The following is an 18870-nucleotide window of genomic DNA, read 5'->3' as shown; positions in this document are numbered from 1 at the left end:
AAGCGAAATGCAACAGTAAACTACAAACGATAAACTGTAAACTAAGAAAATCCAAAGAGGAAGAGCTCAGCCTGTCTTTAGCAGTTAACAGAATCTGACTGCTGAAATCTGATTGCTGAAGGCTAATTGCTGCAAGCATAACAATAAAAGTGTTACCTTTTAGGTTCAGTAATCTGATTTTTATAGATCATTTAAACGATTTGTTCCATGTATACCTCACGAAGAAACTTCCTGAAAAAAACTGCGCTGGCATTAGCCGGTACCACGGTATTATCCAATGAAATATTCGCCGCAAAAAAAACCAAAGAGCTTTTGGGCGTACAATTATACAGCATACGCGACGATATGAAAAAAGATCCACTGGGCAGTTTAAAGCAACTGGCCGAAATGGGTTATAAAAATGTGGAGCATGCCAATTACGGCAACCGTAAATTTTACGGTTATGCGGCTTCGGAATTTAAAAAGCTGCTCGGAGACCTTGGCCTGAAAATGCCCAGCGGACATACTGTGATGAGCAAAAAGCACTGGGATGAAGACCGGAAAGATTTTACGGATGAATGGAAGATGACGGTTGAAGACGCCGCCATTGTAGGGCAGCAATTTGTTATCAGCCCCTGGTTAGACGATTACTACCGTAAATCCTACGATGGTTTGAAGCAGTATATGGAAGTGTTTAATAAATGCGGTGAGCTATGTAAAAAATCGGGAATGAAGTTCGGGTATCATAATCACGATTTTGAATTCAGTGAAAAGTTGAACGGTGTAAAAGTATTTGATATCATCCTTCAAAATACCGACCCTTCTCTTGTAGCCCAGCAGCTCGACATCGGCAATTTGTACAACGGCGGTGCAAAAGCCTTAGACGTAATGCAGCAATACCCGGACAGGTTTGAATCCATGCATGTAAAAGATGAAATAAAATCAGGCAACGAAAAGGAACCGTACGAAAGCACGGTATTAGGAAAAGGCATTGTTCCGGTAAAGGAAGTCATTGACCTGGGAAGAAAATCAGGCGGCACCATTCATTTCATCATTGAGCAGGAATCTTACCAGGGTAAAACGCCTATGGAATGCATGAAGGAAGACCTGGCGATCATGAAGAAGTGGGGATATAAATAGGCATATAAAAGCCCGGGGCTGTGTACTATATACCCCTATTCCGGCTACATATCCGGCTGTGCGCTGCTACTCCGCCACAGCCCTCACCCACACATGCTTCAGCGGGGTATCCGCTCCCATCCGGCAGCCCGTGGGCAGAAGACCAGGGATAAGCTAATTGCTATAAAAATATTGAGTGCCGTAGAAACAACCCTCGCAGGCCTGGCAGAAGGACCAACATGAGAAAATAGCTCTGCCTGAAAGATATAAAAAAATAATGCTGCAGGTACTATGGGAAAGCGAATTGATGACCGGCTATTTTCGATTTCTGAAAAACCTGCTATTATTGCTGTTTTCTTAGCTTTTCATATACCCTGCTGTTTCCGTAAGCATCCAGTTTAACGGTATACAAATGCTTGCCGTCTTCCATTTTTACAAAATAGGTCAGGTTTTCACCAGAAGTAATCTCTGTAACGCCAAATGCTGTTTTCGTTGAATATCGCCTTTTAATTTCTAATAAAATATTAGTAGGTAATAAAGCCGGTTTGTAAAAGCGCATAGAGCCGGTTACATGTCCATCATTGTTGTAATTCACGATATATCTTATCCCCGACTGAAAAAAACTAACGGAATACTGATCTCCTTTTTCGTGCCAGCTTACCTGCTGGGCGGTTGTATAAGTTTCGTGAAAAACTTTCAGTACTTTTTCGCTTACAGTAGGATTATTGGCATATGCACCAATGGCGCAAAAGAAAATTGCAACATACAATGTTGATAACCGTAAATATTTTCTATTTTTCATTTTGAATAATGTTGTGGTGATGAAATGTATTTTTACTTGTTGTTTAAAGATGAAACAAAAGGCTTCCGGCGTTAACGTCAATGCTGTAAAGGTCTGTTCTAAAACAGGCTTTAGTGAGTAGATATCCGCCATTGTTCTATAGATTTTCAGTTATTAACCGGACAAATTGTGCAGCAACAGGATTAATTCGTCATGAAGAAGGCAGGAAGGGTTTTCTTTGCAGTTAAATTATAACATTTTCATTCAACTGCTCGTTGTTCAGCCGTTTGCTATAGAAGCGGTTTAAGCGTACGAAGCTCTTTTGAATAGTTGATTAGTGTACAGGCTGCCATTTGCCTCCCATGCCGGCAGTGTTCAGGCTTTTATTAAGCCCCGCTCAATTCCCCCGCAATCATTTCCGCCTGCTTCAATACCGTTTCAGTAGCCAATGCCTGTAAATCCGGTGGATAACCATATTGCCGCAATGTTCTTTTTACAATTACTTTCAGCTTTGCTTTTACACTTTCTTTGATCGTCCAGTCAATGGAGGCATTTTGTTTTACTTTTTCATACAGCACCACAGCCAGGTCACGCAAAGTATCCTTCGACATCAGTTCCCTTGCACTTGCATTATCGGCAACGGCGGTATAAAAAGCATATTCATAATCCGTCATATTCATACCCTTCGCCTCATCGTCCATTTTCGTAATATCCTTTCCCAGTTTAATAAGCTCGTCAATAACTTCTGCTGCTGTCAGTATTTTGTTGTGGTATTTTTTTATGGCATTTTCCAGCATCTCCATCAATGTTTTGCCGGTAACCAAATTCTTTTTCAACCTCGATTTCAATTCATCGCTCAATAATTTCCGCAACACTTCCACCGCAATATTTTTATGCTCCATTCCTTTCAGCTCTAATAAAAATTCTTCCGAAAGGATGGAAATATCCGGCTTCTTTATTCCCGCCGCATCAAATACATCAATCACCTGCTCCGATACCAATGCCTGGTCTATTACCTGCCGTATGGTTGTTTCTATTTCTTCGTCTGTACGGCCGCTACCCGTGCTGTCAAATTTTGCCAGCCTTGCCTTTACCGCCTGAAAAAAGGCTACTTCATCTTTTACATCCATTGCCTGTTCGTGCGGGATAGCAATAGCAAACGCTTTCGATAATGCCGTTACTTCATTGATGTATCTTTTCTTTCCATCCTCCAGCCCCAGTATATGTTCCTCCGCCTGCAGTATCAATGATAGCTTTTGTGAAGTGCCTGCATCAAAATAATTTTCGTAAGGAAATTTATTAAGCATGTTCGATACCACTTCTAATTTTTCCAGCATCAGTTCAACAGCCTGTTCCTGCAATTCGGTGGGATCACCCTTACCGCCGGCATCACTATAAAAAGACAATGCTTTTTTCAAATCTGCGGCAATACCAAGATAATCAACAATCAATCCACCCGGCTTATCAAGATATACCCGGTTCACCCTTGCAATGGCCTGCATCAGGCTGTGTCCTTTCATGGGCTTATCAATATATAAGGTATGCATGCTGGGCGCATCAAAACCGGTAAGCCACATATCCCGCACAATTACCAGCTTCAATTCATCGGCCGGGTCTTTCATTCTTTCTGCCAGGGTTCTGCGCTGCTGCTTGGAAGTGTGGTGCTTCGCTATCTCCGGCCCGTCTGAAGAAGCAGAGGTCATTACCACTTTCAATACCCCTTTGTTCAGTTCAGTATTATGCCATTCCGGTTTTAAGGCTATGATGGCCTTATAGAGTGCTGCGGCAATGCGGCGGCTCATCGTTACAATCATTCCCTTGCCATCAAATACCTTTTGTCTTTCCTCAAAATGGATGACGATATCTTTTGCAATATTTTTTATTCGTTTATCACTACCTACCAACGCTTCCAATTGCGTCCACTTCGCTTTCGCTTTTTGTGTAGTGGTCAGTTCGTCCTGGTCCAGCTCATCATCCACTTCCTTTACCAGTTCCCTTCCTTCTTCGGTAAGACTTACCCTGGCAAGACGGCTTTCATAATAAATTTTTACCGTGGCGCCGTCTTCCACCGCCTGAGCTATATCATATACGTCTACATAATTGCCGAATACAGCCGGCGTGTTTACATCCGTGCTTTCTATGGGCGTGCCGGTAAAACCAAGATAAGTGGCATTCGGTAATGCATCCCGCAAATATTTGGCGAAGCCATATACTACTTTCTTACCGGTTATATTTCCGCCTGCATCCTTTGTGTCGATTGTTTTGGCACGGAAACCATACTGGGTGCGGTGCGCTTCGTCGGCTATTACTACGATATTACTCCTGTTAGACAGCAATTCATATACATTGCCTTCCTCCGGCTGAAACTTTTGTATAGTGGTAAACACAATACCTCCACTGGAAACTTTTAATAGTTGTTTCAGTTGGTCCCTGTTTTCGGCCTGTACCGGTTCCTGCCGCAACAGTTGTTTGGACGCGGCAAACACATCAAACAACTGGTCGTCCAAATCATTGCGGTCGGTAATAATAACCATCGTAGGATTGTGCATAGCCAGCACTATTTTGCCGGCAAAGAAAACCATAGATAAAGATTTACCGCTGCCTTGTGTATGCCATACAACGCCGGCTTTTCTGTCGCCCACCGGCTGCTGTTTCACTGCCGGCAATCCATAAGCTTCAGGGTCTTCCGCCACCATGCTCAGCAACGGATCACTGTTTTGTGTTATGCTGAACGCTACCGAAGCATCTGCCTCAGGTTGCATTCCCGCCGCCCTCAATGTGGATTCCACAGCACGGTTTACCGCATAGTACTGGTGATAAGCCGCCAGTTTCTTAATGGTATTAATAGAAATAATGCCGGTTACCAGGTCTTCTTTTTTTGATTTTTCAAATACAATGAAATGCCGGATTAAATCAATAATTGTTTCTTTATTCAGCATGCCCCGTATCAGTATTTCCAATTGCCCCGTAAGGTGCGATGCTTCTGCTTTGCCATCGGCTGTTTTCCATGCCATATAACGGCTGAAACCTGCGGATACAGAACCGGCCCTTGCTTCCAGCCCGTCGGAAATAATATTGAAGGCATTGAAGGTAAACAGCGAAGGTATCTGCACCTTATAGGTTTCTATTTGCTTAAAGGCCGACCTGATCGTTGCATTTTCATCCGCAGCATTTTTCAGTTCCATCACCACCAGGGGAATACCGTTTATGAACAGGATGATATCAGGACGCTTATTGCTATGATTTTCTATAATGGTAAACTGGTTGGCCGCTACAAATTCATTGTTATACGGATCATTAAAATCAACCAGCCAAACCCTGTCGCCCCTGTCATCGCCATCTACTCTTTTGCTTACCGGGATGCCTTCCGTAAGGTAGCGGTGAAAGGTTTCGTTATTGGTTAAAAGTTCCGGCGATGCAATGCGCTGCAGTTCTTTTATGGCTTCGTTTTGTATTTCGGCAGAAAGTGCCGGATTTATTTTGCGTACCGCTTTTTGTAAACGGCTTATCAATGAAACCTGTTCATAGTTTTCCCTTTCAGGCGTATGGCCGTCTGCGGCAATATCCGGCGCATATACATAACTGTAACCCAATGCTTCAAGGCATTCTATAGCGAGCAGTTCGATGTGGTTTTCGGTAATGCGGGTCATGGCTGTTTTTGCTGCAGGGTTCTAACGCCCACCGAATATGCATATACCGCGGCGGGAACGTAGGTTAATGAAATGTTGCGGTGCTCAAGGGTTTGTTCTTTATCAACGGTAGTAACGATGGCTGCGTCCAGCTTATTCTTTTCGCAAAATTCTGTGAGGCTTTTTAACTCACCCGGTTTTTCTATATAGCGGTTGCTCCATTTTATTTCAACACACCATACCGGCTTTAGCTTTTTGTCGTCTATTAAAACCATGTCTACTTCACCTTCCGTGCGGCCGGATTTCCAACTGGCATATTTAAGATCAAGTTGCTCACGGTGCAGCCATTGCGAGAACACCACAGTTTCTACCATATTACCGGCTTCTTCGTCAATAGGCTCTACCGGCGAAAACAGGGCGCTGCGCAAAGATGTATTGGTAAGATACACCTTAAATCCGGTTACCCGTTTAAATTGCTTTGCCGTATCGTCTATTTTATGAATTACTTTGATGAGGAAAGCCGCTTCTAAGTATTCCATATATTTTCGAAGCAATACTTTGTCAATACCACTTTCCTTACAAATTTTTTCAAACGAAAACTCACGCCCGGTGTTATAGGCCAGATAGGCAAAAAAGCGGTTCAGCTCCTGCACATCCCTTATGCCGTACAGACTGGGCAAATCGCGCAGCAATACTTTATCAATAATATCGCCCTTTATATAACGCGACATGTTCTGCTGTATGGTTTCCGAAAAAATAACTTCCGGGTAACCTCCGTAATTGATGTATTCAAAAAACTGCTTATTGAGTTCCTTTATATCAACAGCTTCAAAAAAATCAATCAGCTTATCCCGGTACTTCAGTTGTTTGGGTTTTACGAGGTGCAGTAATTTTTTCAGGTACAGGTATTCCTGAAAGGTGAGCGGAGGCAGCATGAAATCGGTAAACCTGCCGGCGCCGCTTTCGCTGCTTTTAATGCGCAGCGCTGCCGCTGCAGAACCCGACACTACAAATTTGGTTTGCGGATAGCTGTCTACCAATATTTTCAGGTGGCGCTCCCAGTCTTTTAAGTATTGTATCTCATCAAAAAATACATACAAACCATCAGCATCTTCCTGCCCGGCGGCATTCATTGCCAGCTTCAGCAGTTCTTCTAAGCCCAGGTGTATGTAGATGGGATTATCAATGCCAATAAAAAATACCTTCCGGGCGGCGGTATGTTCTTCCATCAGTGCGCCGATGGCATGGTGCATCATTACGGTTTTACCTACCCTGCGCGGACCCATTAATACCAACGCCCGTTTTACCGACCTGTCTTTTACATGCGGGTAAAACAGGTTGAAATACAGGCGGCGGGGCAGGAAATCCATTTCTGCCGTAGGCATACCCGTTGCCCACCAGGGGTTTTCAAAGCGGAGCCGCTCTAATATTTTGGGTGTAGGAATAGCATACGATTCCTGCATAAAATAGCTTATTATACCACAATATACAAAATAAGGTATTTAAAATATGCTTATTTGTACATTGTTGATTAATTAGTGCATTATTGATTAAAGAAATGAGTTTATTTTATTGGGTATGTAATTAATGGTCCGTTCCTGTTCTCCCCCATGGCCGTCAACTTAAGCCCGGAGGGCCCCGCCCGTACCGGTACGGGCGGACTTGAATTTGAATAGCCGTGAGCGAAACTCACGGTAAAAATGTCGAAATTTTTGTTGAACCCTGTAAGGGTTCAATATCAAAGATGTTTCATTTGTCCACCGGTTGCACCGATGGCTATTGAAATTAGACCCCATTCGGGGTATTTTATTGCTCATGTTTCTTAAGTTGGCGGCTGTGTTGTTCTTCCGAAAATTCTAAATGCAGCAAATTGATTTCTTTAGCCAGCGCCCGCTGGTAAATCCCGTCTAGAAACGAAACCCTGTCCGTCCGGTCAGGCAAGCGTTGCCGAGCCCAATATGCACCGTAATGACGCACCGGGTGATACGGTATGTAAGTTTCGGGTATCTGCATTTTAGTTCGATGTGGTTTTCGGTAATGCGGGTCATGGTTGTTACACTATCTTAATAACATCAATAAAGCTTCCATGTAAATGGTCGAAATCACCATCCGTAGTCACTAATGATACATCTATCGCTAAAGCAGTTGCTGCAATCCATAAATCATTTTTGCCCATTTTGCGGGCTGAACCAGACATTAAACTACCAGAACTATCTGGCAGTTTCCCTTTTGAATAACCATCAATTTGTCCATATCCTTCAATCAATTTTTTGTCAGCTGCTTTTATGTCAATTACGGTAACTGCTTGAAGGAACGTAGTTAATTTAGCCAATTTATTATCGCCCCAGCTATTTTGTCTGCCAAAGGAATCGAGCTCGGCTTTTGTTGCTACAGAAATGATAATATTGGGATCGGAATCAAGTGAAGCTAATTGTCTCAGACATTTCTTTCCCGTTGGAGTATCTCTTACGATATGGATAATGACGCAGGTATCAATCACTATATTCCTCATCTGTGAATGTCTTTAATCATTTCCTGAAACTTGTCTTCATCAATATCGTCCTTTAACAATCCCGAAAGGCCTTTCAATGCTTCAAACGAATTGCTCTTTTTCGTTTCTTTTATATGAAAAAGTACCTGCTGACTGGAAACAACCGCGTTTGGTATGGAAGAAAAATATTTGTCATTGCCTGATGGCTCATTAAACTCCCCAATTTCTACAAAACTTAATGCTCCATTAGGCTTATAATGTGCTTTGCCTTTAATGGTTATGTCTTTTCCCATAAATTCTACCAAACGGCGAATAGCGGCATCTTCTTTTACTACAAGATTTACCAGGCCCTCTTCTGTCATTAATCCCAGGCGGCCTTTCGATATTTTCATCTCATCAAGCTGCCCGTTTACAATCACATTTTGAGGATCAGGGATACTGTCTTCCAGCACCTCAATTTTTTGAAAAATCTCTTTGGTGAGCTTCACTTCAGGAACAGACCCCCTGTTGGATAAATAGAAAATTTCGTTGCCACTGATAAAGTTCTTTTTAAAATTCATCAGCGAGCGAAGCAAAGGCTTATCTATGTCGGCAAGCTGTGACTGATCATCCAATGCAGTATGAAAGGATTGAATCACCAATGCCATAGGTGTTAATTTTAGAGCCTCTTCTTTTGGCCTGAATAAATCGTATTGCAGTCCTTTTATTGTATCTGAAAAGTGCTTACAATCTATGGTAAGTGCAGTGCCTTCCTGCTCACTGCCGGATACGGCTTGCAAATACATTTGCAAGGCCTTTTTTAAATGCTTGTCGGGGGTAATATCACTATAACCCCTAAGCTCAAGCATTAATGCTTTGCTTGCAATATCTTTGGTGGATTTAGTCAATACAGACAGCCGGTCAAATTCTATCTGCCCGTTGTCTTCATCCTCACCCACAATTTTTATATCGTAATTCATTTTGAGTATTGTATTTTATGCTTTTTACATACAGTTCTTCAAAAGTAAGTTTTTTAATTTTCACCCTACACCTTCACCCTCACCTCAGCACTCATCAGCTTTGGTAATAGCGTATCACGTAGTTTAGTAAGAGTTTGAATTTGCTTATGGTTAATATTTTTCTTTTTCCGATAATTTGCAGCGATTGCAGTAAACTCAATTACTGTTTCTTTTGGAGGTAATTTAAATTTCGGCCTTTGTAAACCGTCTATTGCAAGCATGTTCACAGTTGAGCCATTCGTAGCAGCAGTTACTTGTTCCCTTACAACTGGTGTCATTAGCAAATAATAAATAAATTCAGTTGATAAATAAGAATTTTTTATAGGAAGCAAACGGTATATATGCTGACTAAACAACCCCTTGTTTCCAAACGTATCTGGCACAATTGCAGGAAAACCAATTAATCTTAAATCATGTCCCTGCTCAGTATTGGTAACAATAATATCACCCGGGCTTATTAAATGTCTTTCTTTATAATCTCCGGTATAATATTTTACCCCTTCATATTTATATCCACCTCCCTCATAAACTGAGTTTAAATTATGCATCGGTAACCCAACACCATAATCAGCAAGCCCGCTCCCTTTATAACTCAATCCTCTAAAAGCTTCCGTATGCTTATCAAGTGTTGTGTCCTCCCACTCCTCCTTCGCCTCCTCTACAAACCACTGCCTGAAAAGTGTTTCAGCCATGGCTTCGAGTGTTGCATTTTGCCGGTGCAGCAGGTCTATTTTATCATCCAAACTGCTGAGGATGGAGGCAATGGATTTTTGTTCGGGGAGAGGAGGGAGTAAAATTTCTATTTCTTTAAATGAATCCCGAGTTATAGTATCAAATACTCCCCCGTGAGCAATTTGAGTAAAATTGGAAATAGTGTTTTTCAATAAATAATACACATATTCATTTGTCGATTTGTTTGTTTGAGCCCGGATACCGTAGCAAGATTGATTGAATGTCATTTCCTTTCCTAAAACAGCTACAACACCAACAGTCCCTCTGGCAGAAATAATTATATCACCCTTTTTTAAAAGATTGGTGCTACTATTTAGCAAGCCTAATTCTGTTATTTTTTTTTCGGTGTCAAAGACATATTTTCTCCCTGTATTAAAATCTGCTACGGAAAGCCATGGAATATTACCTTCCCAATACTCGGAAACACTTGTTCTTGGAGTGCCGCCACCAATCAATTCAATTATTTCAGAAAAAGCTATTTCTTTCCATTCATTCATTTCCAAATGCGTTCAGGTATTTGTCAAATATAAAAATACGGTTGCGGCTTTGGCCGGTTATTTCGGTCATCCAGCCATGCTTTGTCAACAGGCTTACCAGGTCGTTGGCGGCTTTATAGCTGAGACCGGTAACCGTTGCCGCTTCATCTATAGCAATTACCGGGTGCTGCAGCAGATGGCGGACCAGGGTAAGAGCGGCTGTGGTACGCCTGCCATAATGCTGCTGTATGTGCTGCTCCATCTGCCCCTTAATTTGAATGGCCTGCTGCAGCTTGTTCATAGCTTCTGTGGCGGTTTGCTCTATACCTACCAAAAAGTATTTTACCCACTGTAGCAGGTCGCTGTGCGTACGCACCCGTGTAAGGTTATCGTAGTATAATGCTTTGTTGCGCTCAAAAAATGCCGACAGGTAGAGCAGTGGCTTTTCAAGTATCTTTTTATCTACCAGAAACAAGGTAATAAGCAGCCTGCCTATACGGCCGTTTCCGTCCAGGAAAGGATGAATGGTTTCAAACTGATAATGAGCAAGGGCAATGCGTATCAGATCGGGCACCTGCAAATGTTCATTATGCAGAAAATGCTCCAGATCGCTCATGAGTTCCGGTACCAGCTCATGATGGGGTGGTATGAATACAGCGTCTTTCAGCGAGGCGCCGCCAATCCAGTTTTGACTGGTTCGGTATTCACCCGGCAGCTTCTGCTCTCCTCTTACACTGCTGAGCAATACTTTATGGGTGTGCCGCAGCAGGCGGCCGGATAGTGGAAGCTCACTCAACCCGTTAATGGCATAATTCAGGGCTTTCACATAATTGTTTACTTCTTTCCAGTCGTTTCTTCTTTCAGGAGTGATTTCGCTTTCGGGCAACAAAGCTTCATTTATATTGGTTTGCGTGCCTTCTATCCGGCTGGAAACTACCGCTTCCCTGGTTACGTGCAATTGGATAAATAAATTAACATTGGGCACAAAGCGTGAAAAGGAATTGAGTTCGCCCATGCGTATAGCAGCTTTCTCTAATAGAGCATTCAGCTCTGGTTGGTTCCATACCCAGTCATGATTGATTAGCTCTGGAACAAAATATTGATAATCAATACCTTTCCTGAAAATTCCTGCTTTGTATTTTTCTAAATGCAACATATTCAAAACTACAATAAGAATCTTGTTGTTTTACTTTTACTACTAAAAGTAAAATAAAATATTTGTTATTTTAGTTTCTGCGCCAGGGTAATTAATTGCTGTTGTTGCCGGAAAGGCTGATTTTGGCGAGGTTCTGTACTATTACCTTATTCAGCTCCTCTTCTTCCTTCAACTGCGCTTCCAGCTCTTTCTTTAATGAGCTGAACCGTTCGGCAAAATCAAAATCATCTTCATCATCGGGCAGCCCTACATAGCGGCCGGGCGTTAATACATAATCCAGGTCTTTTACTTTCTCAACAGGGGCTGCCGCGCAAAAGCCGGCAATGTCTTCATACTTTCCATTTTTATTGCGCCAGTTGTGGTAAGTGCCGGTAATCTTTTCAATATCCTCCTGCGCCAGTTCTTTGGTGCGGCGGTTAATGAGATGGCCAAGGTTGCGGGCATCTATAAACAATATCTCTTTGCTGCGGTTCCGGAACTTACCATTGCTCCTGTTGCGGCTCATAAACCATAAGGCCGCCGGTATCTGTGTATTTAAAAACAATTTCGCAGGCAGGTTCACAATACAATCAATCAGTCCTTTTTCCACCAACGCCTTTCGTATCTCGCCTTCACCACTTGTTTTGGAAGTGAGCGCCCCTTTGGCCAATACCACACCAGCTTGCCCGCTCGGCGACAGATGATAAATGAAATGCTGCAGCCAGGCAAAGTTGGCATTGCCCACCGGCGGCACACCGTATTGCCAGCGGCCATCGGTACGTACCAGCTCACCGCCCCAGTCGCTTACATTAAAAGGAGGATTGGCAATAATATAATCGGCCTTCAGATCTTTATGCGCGTCATTCAAAAAGCTGCCTTCATTGTTCCACTTTACCTGGCTGCTGTCTATACCGCGTATGGCGAGGTTCATTTTGCACAGGCGCCAGGTAGTTTGGTTGCTTTCCTGCCCGTAAATAGATATATCATTTACTTTTCCCTGGTGCTCCGCCACAAATTTTTCGGAATGTACAAACATACCACCGCTGCCGCAGCAGGGGTCGAACACACGACCTTTATAAGGCTCCATCATCTCAACCAATAATTCAACAACACTTCTTGGCGTGTAGAACTGTCCGCCCTTTTTCCCTTCGGCCAGCGCGAACTCGCCGAGAAAATATTCAAATACGTGACCGAGCACATCGGCGCTTCTTGCTTTGGCAGTGCCGAGCGCTATATTGCTTACCAGGTCTATCAAACCACCCAGGCTAACAGGGTCGAGGTTTTGCCGGGCAAATACTTTGGGCAATACACCTTTTAATGATGCGTTGTCTCTTTCAATAGCATCCATCGCTTCATCCACATCCTTACCCACTTCGGGCAGCTTTGCACGGCTTTGTAGGTATTTCCATCTTGCAGAAGGTGGCACAAAAAATATATTCTCCGCTTTGTATTCATCCCGGTCTTCCGGGTCTGCGCCTTTATATTCGCCTTTGCCTGCAGCCAGCTTTGCATACATTTCTTCAAAGGAATCGCTGATGTATTTGAGAAAGATCAAACCAAGCACAATATGCTTGTATTCTGCAGCGTCAATATTCTTACGCATTTTATCCGCCGCTTTCCAGAGCTGCTTTTCCAATGGTTCTTCTTTTACTGTTTTTTCTTTGGCCATACTTTTCATTATCGCGTAAAATAAGAAATGTTACGGATTGACACATTAAATATAAATGACCGGGCAACTGTGAAAAAAGAAAAAGGACAGAAAATTACCGTGCCGTATAGAAGAACGGAAGAATTGCCATAAGGCAATAATGTTATTCTTGGTTCCCCGTTATTATTCTGTTTACCCAACCCTACTCTATGAATGCTATTACTTCCCAAGATCAGAAGAAAAGTGTTATTACTGATCCTTATGAAAAAGGATATCAGTTTGAAGAATATATTACGAAGCTTTTCAACGCCAGACGCTTTAAGCTGGAAAAATGGCATAAGTCACAACGAATAGAGAGCGGTTTGTATCTAACCGGCATGTCCCATCCAGATCTTGAACTTATTTTCGTGGGCAGACAGAAATACCGTTTCGCTGTTGAATGTAAATGGAGAAAAGAGCTTTTAAATGGTAAGGTTAGTTGGGTGAACAGCTATAATCAAATTACACACTATAAGAATTTCCAATCTTGTAATAGAATACCTGTATTTATTGCTATTGGAATTGGTGGTGAACCTTCTGCCCCGGAAAGGTTATTTTTAACACCTTTGGATAAAATAAGCGGATTTACCGAAGTTTATGAGTCTGAGCTGATCCCTTACACAAGAAATCCTTCGCATAAATTCTTTTATGATACAGTTCAGTTGAAATTGTTCTGACCTCCTGCATCGTTCTTCTGCCACTTTCATCATTCTTTGCGGGCATATCTATCCCGGTGGGTTTCGCTTAAGTTTAGAGCGACTGAGTGGACACCGATCTCAATCCAACCTCTAAAAATTCAATACTACCGTATTCTTTTCAGGCTTAATGCGCATAACGGCATCACCTCCGGGGTTTAAAAAATTTCCTTTGGAGGCTTTAACCTGGTAATCCATTCCTTCAAACCGGCAGGTTATTACATGCGGGGCTATTTTTGTAAAAGGCAGAGATGTAGTATCGCCGGCCGAAAGATCCAAAAACCAGTCAACCGTTTTGCTTCCTTCTACTTTTATCTGCATTTGCTTTTCATCCACATCCATTACCAGCGTTCCGTTCACCGATGTCAATGGCCATTCAATACGGAGCTTGCCGGGAATAGCATCGTTTATAGTGGGCGTGCCGCCTTCTATCGGTATTGCTTTGCCATTGGAAATCATCCTGAACCGCAGCGCCGCAGGTTGCTCAGCACTGCTCCAGCGGTAACCGTCAACAAAAGGAAGGGTAAAAAAAGCGCATTCATTAGATGTAGCCTTGTTTTTTGTATAAACAGAAGGAAAATTTTCATTGAAAATATGAATATCGCGGAAACGCAGGCTGTTGTTTTCCCACAATAAATTGAAACGGTAAAAACGGCTGTTAAACCACACTGTTTTTTTATCGCTTCCATCCAGATCATTATTCACCGTAACAGATGTTGCCGGTGTAACAGCATATTTTTTACGAAACCATTCGCCGGATGCCGCCAGTGTTTCTACTTTTACTTTTTGTTCATCCCGCAAACGGGCGATCAGTGGCATTTGTATTTCAAAGCCTTTCGACATGGCGTTCCATGTAAAAGAATTTTCCTGTCCTGCCTGCACATAAGCATATTCCATACTTTGCCCCTCCACAAATTCTTTAAAATACCAATGCACCCAGGCCGAATCACCGCCGCCATATTTATATACGGGTTCCAGTGTTACCACACCCTGCCCGTTGGTGCCGTTCCCCTTATCATCGTATTGCCTTACGGGATCGCTGCCCAGCATCCGGAAAATGGGAACGGGTGTTTGGTTCTTTTCCGTTTGGGCAGGCATATAAGCGTTTAGTTTACTGGGGTAATAGGCCTGGTTCCAGTAGCCACCCCATAAGGTATATCCATCCGTACCCAGTTGGTCTTTACAGTTAGTGGACGCAACAATTTTATATTTCTCATACAAGTAATTCAGCGTGTGCGCATCTATAAACCACGAACCAACAGACTTTGGATAATAGCCAAATATTTTTTTAAAATCCTGCATATATACATCCGCGAGCTGCTCCCGCTCTTGTGGAGTGTAGCCGGTTGAAAACCCCACATCTGCATGCCAGTCCCAGGGATAACGGCCCCTCCATTTCAGTCCTGCTTTTTCCACCAGCGGCTGTGGAATTTCCCACCAGGCGCCTATTTCAAAAGAAGGAGGAAGACTTTTCAGTAATTGCTGGTAACGCGAGTCCATCAGGGCATCATACTGCAATAAAAAAGTGCCGGGCAAATGGTACTGCTGCATGATCTGTACCTGCTTTTCCACGGTTTGATACAGCACATCTTCTGTTATCTGTGCATCTCTGGGTTCGAGCAACCGGATGAAATTGATGATGTTTACAATTTTGGGACGCTGCTTATTGTTTGCCACATTTTGCGAATGGCTTTTGTAACCGGCAAAACAAAGCAGCAGCAATATTGAAATGAAATGCCGGAAAAAAATATTGATAGAGATCATAGGGGTCAAATATACTGATTAAGACCCTGAATGATATTTCCACCTAACTACCATGTGCCTCCTGTGTTTGTTATCTTCACCATATAGGCACAATAGGGTCATACGAAAGCACAGGGTTGTATTTAAAACAATGTGTACCTGTGTTTCTCCGCTACGTGTAAACATATAAATTTTGTTTAAAGTTTCTATTTTACCTGTACCCGGGCAATTTTTTCCCCTTTTATGTGTTTAACCATTTAACGCTCAACGAAATCCACGTTCAGTTTTTTATGGTGGATGCAACAGTTTTCCGTCAGAAACGGTCAGGTTGGAAAGTTGCGTTAAAGTAAACGTGTTTTTGAAGGATTGGTATAGAAATAGTGTATTCTCGTCCGGAGGCAACACATTGCTGTATAACCGGAATGATTAGTACATGATAAAGCATTGATATTTTATGAAACCGCTATCCGTTGTTATTATCACTTTTAATGAAGAAAAAAACATTGCCCGGTGCCTTGAAAGCGTAAAGGGCCTTGCGGATGAGATTGTTGTGGTGGACTCTTTATCACAGGATCATACGCAGGGTATTTGCCGGCAGTATGGCGCCCGGGTTATTGAACAGCCCTTCTTAGGCTATATTGAACAAAAAAATTTCGCCCTCGGGCAGGCTACATACGATCATGTGCTGTCTTTAGATGCCGATGAAGCATTAGACGAAACACTTTACCAGGCTGTATCAGACGCCAGGCAGGCAGGTTTCCCTTACGATGGATATATAATGAGCCGATGCGCCAATTATTGCGGCAAGTGGATACGGCACGGCAAATGGTACCCCGACAGAAAGCTGCGCTTATTGAACAGGCGAAAAGGGAAATGGGGAGGCACTAACCCGCACGATAAGATTGAAATGGATGCAGGCGCCAGCATTTTCCGCTTACAGGGAGACATCCTGCACTATACCTACTACACCATAGACGAACACATACAACAGATGAACCGGTTTACTACTATACAGTCGGAAGCCATGCTGAAAAAGGGAAAGCGTTCAACCATATTTCATGTGATCTTTAACCCGGTATCTGCTTTTATAACAGGGTATATCTTTAAAAGGGGTTTTTTAGACGGGATAGACGGTTTCCTGATCGCGAAAAGCGTAGCGTATCAAACCCTCCTCAAATATGTAAAGCTATTGCAGCTTCAACGGAAACACAATATTACCAACTGAGTACTCTATGAAAGATTAAATTCCGGGAAGCGGAGTAAGATGATTACAATTGACCGGTTATCATTGAACCTTATCTGTTTTGTTTTGCTTCCACAAGCGGTAGCCTATAAACCCCACTACAGCAAAGGGGGTAACCATCAGGTATAAAATTCCGGCGTTTAATGCTTTAGCGGGCTTTTCTCCCATTTGCTGCGCGGTTTTGGTACATATAGAACATTGAGCGGAAACGGAAACCACGCTCAGCATCATAAACACCACACCCAGCAAAATAGCTGTCATCTTTTTCATTGCATCTCAATTATTGATGTGCTACGAAGGTACAAACAAAGCGGGGTGTTCCCAAACGATAAACGCACGCCGGTTCTTTTAACTGTATAAAAATTAATTATTTTTTGTATCCGTTGATGCCGCCTTTAATTTTGCAGGTATGAGGATAGCATTAGCCCAGCAAAATTATCATATCGGCAATTTTGAAAGCAACACAAAAAAGATCATATCTGCCATTGAACAGGCAAAAAGCGAAGGGGCCGAACTGGTTGTTTTTTCCGAATTATGTGTATGCGGCTATCCTCCCCGCGACTTCCTGGAGTTTGATGATTTTATTAACCAGTGCTATGCTTCAATAGACGCCATACAGCAACATACGGAAGGTATCGGCGTAATTATAGGGGCTCCTCAAAAAAACTTAGATGCATCCGGCAAAGAGCTTTTTAACGCGGCATGGCTGCTGTATAACAGGGAGGTACTGGGCGTATCGCATAAAACCCTGTTGCCCACCTACGATGTATTTGACGAGAACCGTTATTTTGAACCCGCGTTTGAGTGGAATATTATCCCCTTTAAAGGCCATCGTATTGCCCTTACCATTTGCGAGGATATATGGAACCTGGGCGATAATCCGCTTTACCGCATTTGCCCGATGGATATACTGGCGAAGCAGCAACCCGGGCTTATGATCAATATCTCCGCCTCACCTTTTGATTACGATCACGATGAAGACCGCAAGGAAGTGGTAAAAGCCAATGTGCTCAAATACGGCTTACCGTTAGTGTATTGCAATGCAGTTGGCTCACAAACGGAAATCGTATTCGACGGCGGAAGCCTGGTGTATGATGCAAAAGGCAACCTGCTCGAAGAATCAGCCTATTTTGAAGAAGCGTTTTGTGTGATGGATATTGCCGTAAACAACCACACGCCGGAATATCAAAATCAGGACCGCGATAATCAGCCGGCCATCATTACAGGCGAAACGGACAAAGAAATGCGGGTTGCTAGAATTAACGACCCCGACAGGGTAATTGATTTTCTTACCGACACGAATAATATCCGCCAAATACACCAGGCGCTTATACTGGGGATCCGCGATTACTTCAGCAAAATGGGCTTCTCCAAAGCCATACTGGGCAGCAGCGGTGGTATAGACAGCGCGGTAGTGCTGGCGCTGGCCTGTGAAGCATTGGGCGCCGGAAATGTTCGCGCCATATTAATGCCTTCCCCGTTCTCAAGCGAACATTCCGTAAAGGATGCCGAACAGTTGAGCCAAACCCTGGGCAATCCCTATGATATTATACCTATTGAAGCGGTTTACAACAGTTTTCTTACCAGCCTGAAGCCGGTGTTTAACAATCTGCCATTTGGTATTGCGGAAGAAAATATACAGAGCCGCTCGCGCGGGAACCTTTTAATGGCTATTGCCAACAAGTTTGGATATATTTTACTGAACACTTCCAATAAAAGCGAGCTGGCCACAGGCTACGGCACTTTATATGGCGATATGGCTGGCGGGCTGAGCGTTTTGGGTGATGTATATAAAATGCAGGTATACGCCCTGGCAAAATACATTAACCGGAATAAAGAGATCATTCCCCTGCATATTATCACCAAAGCGCCTTCGGCAGAGCTACGTCCCAACCAGAAAGACAGCGACAGCCTGCCCGACTATAATGTATTGGATAAAGTGTTATACCAATACATAGAAAAAAGGCAGGGCCCCAAAGAGATCACGGCTATGGGCATTGATCCCGCGCTGGTAAACAGGGTACTGAGGCTTGTAAATGTGAATGAATACAAGCGCAACCAGTTTTGTCCTGTTATACGCGTTAGCTCCAAAGCATTCGGCGTAGGCAGAAGGATGCCCATTGTGGGAAAATATTTAAGCTGAACTGCCTGAAAAATTCGGA

Annotated in this window: 14 protein-coding genes; 4 read left to right on the top strand and 10 right to left on the bottom strand. The window is 43.1% G+C overall.

Translation table 11 applies throughout. From position 1 onward, the window contains the following. Positions 1–207: 207 nt before the first annotated feature. A complete protein-coding gene (locus PLE34_RS05775) occupies positions 208–1119 on the top strand; it encodes a sugar phosphate isomerase/epimerase family protein (protein ID WP_324554842.1) in 912 nt (303 codons plus the stop codon). A 322-nt stretch (positions 1120–1441) separates the two neighbouring features. Here the strand turns inward: PLE34_RS05775 and PLE34_RS05770 are convergent, their stop codons facing one another. The 8 genes from PLE34_RS05770 to PLE34_RS05735 all read right to left on the bottom strand — a co-directional run bounded on the left by PLE34_RS05770 (position 1442) and on the right by PLE34_RS05735 (position 13009). Continuing rightward, positions 1442–1900, bottom strand: a complete 459-nt coding sequence (locus PLE34_RS05770; protein ID WP_324554841.1) for a hypothetical protein — start codon at positions 1898–1900, stop codon at positions 1442–1444. 365 nt (positions 1901–2265) lie between these two features. Continuing rightward, entirely contained in the window at positions 2266–5529 is a 3264-nt protein-coding gene (locus PLE34_RS05765) for a type I restriction endonuclease subunit R (RefSeq protein WP_324554840.1), read from the bottom strand. After that, the gene (locus tag PLE34_RS05760) at positions 5526–6971 is read right to left on the bottom strand and encodes an ATP-binding protein (protein WP_324554839.1); all 1446 of its coding nucleotides are present in this window, start codon (positions 6969–6971) and stop codon (positions 5526–5528) included. The genes PLE34_RS05765 and PLE34_RS05760 overlap by 4 nt, the downstream gene beginning before the upstream one ends. 590 nt (positions 6972–7561) lie before the next feature. Continuing rightward, a complete protein-coding gene (locus PLE34_RS05755) occupies positions 7562–8020 on the bottom strand; it encodes a PIN domain-containing protein (RefSeq protein ID WP_324554838.1) in 459 nt (152 codons plus the stop codon). Next, complete coding sequence (locus PLE34_RS05750; RefSeq protein ID WP_324554837.1) at positions 8017–8958, bottom strand: hypothetical protein; 942 nt, start codon at positions 8956–8958, stop codon at positions 8017–8019. The genes PLE34_RS05755 and PLE34_RS05750 overlap by 4 nt, the downstream gene beginning before the upstream one ends. A 65-nt stretch (positions 8959–9023) precedes the next feature. Next, a complete protein-coding gene (locus tag PLE34_RS05745; RefSeq protein WP_324554836.1) occupies positions 9024–10226 on the bottom strand; it encodes a restriction endonuclease subunit S in 1203 nt (400 codons plus the stop codon). Further along, a complete protein-coding gene (locus tag PLE34_RS05740; protein ID WP_324554835.1) occupies positions 10219–11361 on the bottom strand; it encodes a Fic family protein in 1143 nt (380 codons plus the stop codon). Before PLE34_RS05740 ends, PLE34_RS05745 begins: the two co-directional genes overlap by 8 nt. A 91-nt stretch (positions 11362–11452) precedes the next feature. Next, positions 11453–13009, bottom strand: a complete 1557-nt coding sequence (locus PLE34_RS05735; protein ID WP_324554834.1) for a type I restriction-modification system subunit M — start codon at positions 13007–13009, stop codon at positions 11453–11455. A 188-nt stretch (positions 13010–13197) separates the two neighbouring features. Here PLE34_RS05735 and PLE34_RS05730 point away from each other — a divergent pair, with 188 nt between their 5' ends. Beyond that, positions 13198–13704 (top strand): hypothetical protein, encoded by a 507-nt coding sequence (locus PLE34_RS05730; protein ID WP_324554833.1) that lies wholly within the window; start codon positions 13198–13200, stop codon positions 13702–13704. A gap of 111 nt (positions 13705–13815) precedes the next feature. Here PLE34_RS05730 and PLE34_RS05725 read toward each other — a convergent pair whose 3' ends face one another. Further along, on the bottom strand, positions 13816–15486 hold the full coding sequence (locus PLE34_RS05725; RefSeq protein WP_324554832.1) for a DUF3863 domain-containing protein: 1671 nt from the start codon (positions 15484–15486) through the stop codon (positions 13816–13818). 433 nt (positions 15487–15919) lie between these two features. On the opposite strand from PLE34_RS05725, the gene PLE34_RS05720 reads away from it, so the two are divergent. Beyond that, positions 15920–16690 (top strand): glycosyltransferase family 2 protein, encoded by a 771-nt coding sequence (locus PLE34_RS05720; RefSeq protein ID WP_324554831.1) that lies wholly within the window; start codon positions 15920–15922, stop codon positions 16688–16690. Positions 16691–16750: 60 nt separating this feature from the next. Here PLE34_RS05720 and PLE34_RS05715 read toward each other — a convergent pair whose 3' ends face one another. Further along, the gene (locus PLE34_RS05715; RefSeq protein WP_324554830.1) at positions 16751–16978 is read right to left on the bottom strand and encodes a CAMCR motif-containing small membrane protein; all 228 of its coding nucleotides are present in this window, start codon (positions 16976–16978) and stop codon (positions 16751–16753) included. 139 nt (positions 16979–17117) lie between these two features. On the opposite strand from PLE34_RS05715, the gene PLE34_RS05710 reads away from it, so the two are divergent. Then, a complete protein-coding gene (locus PLE34_RS05710) occupies positions 17118–18851 on the top strand; it encodes an NAD+ synthase (RefSeq protein ID WP_324554829.1) in 1734 nt (577 codons plus the stop codon). The last annotated feature ends 19 nt before the right edge of the window (positions 18852–18870 follow it).

Origin of the sequence: Agriterribacter sp. (assembly GCF_035445465.1) — a bacterium.
Lineage (GTDB): Bacteria > Bacteroidota > Bacteroidia > Chitinophagales > Chitinophagaceae > Agriterribacter.
The sequence above is the reverse complement of the archived record's forward strand: the minus strand, read 5'-3'. Positions and strand labels throughout refer to the sequence as shown.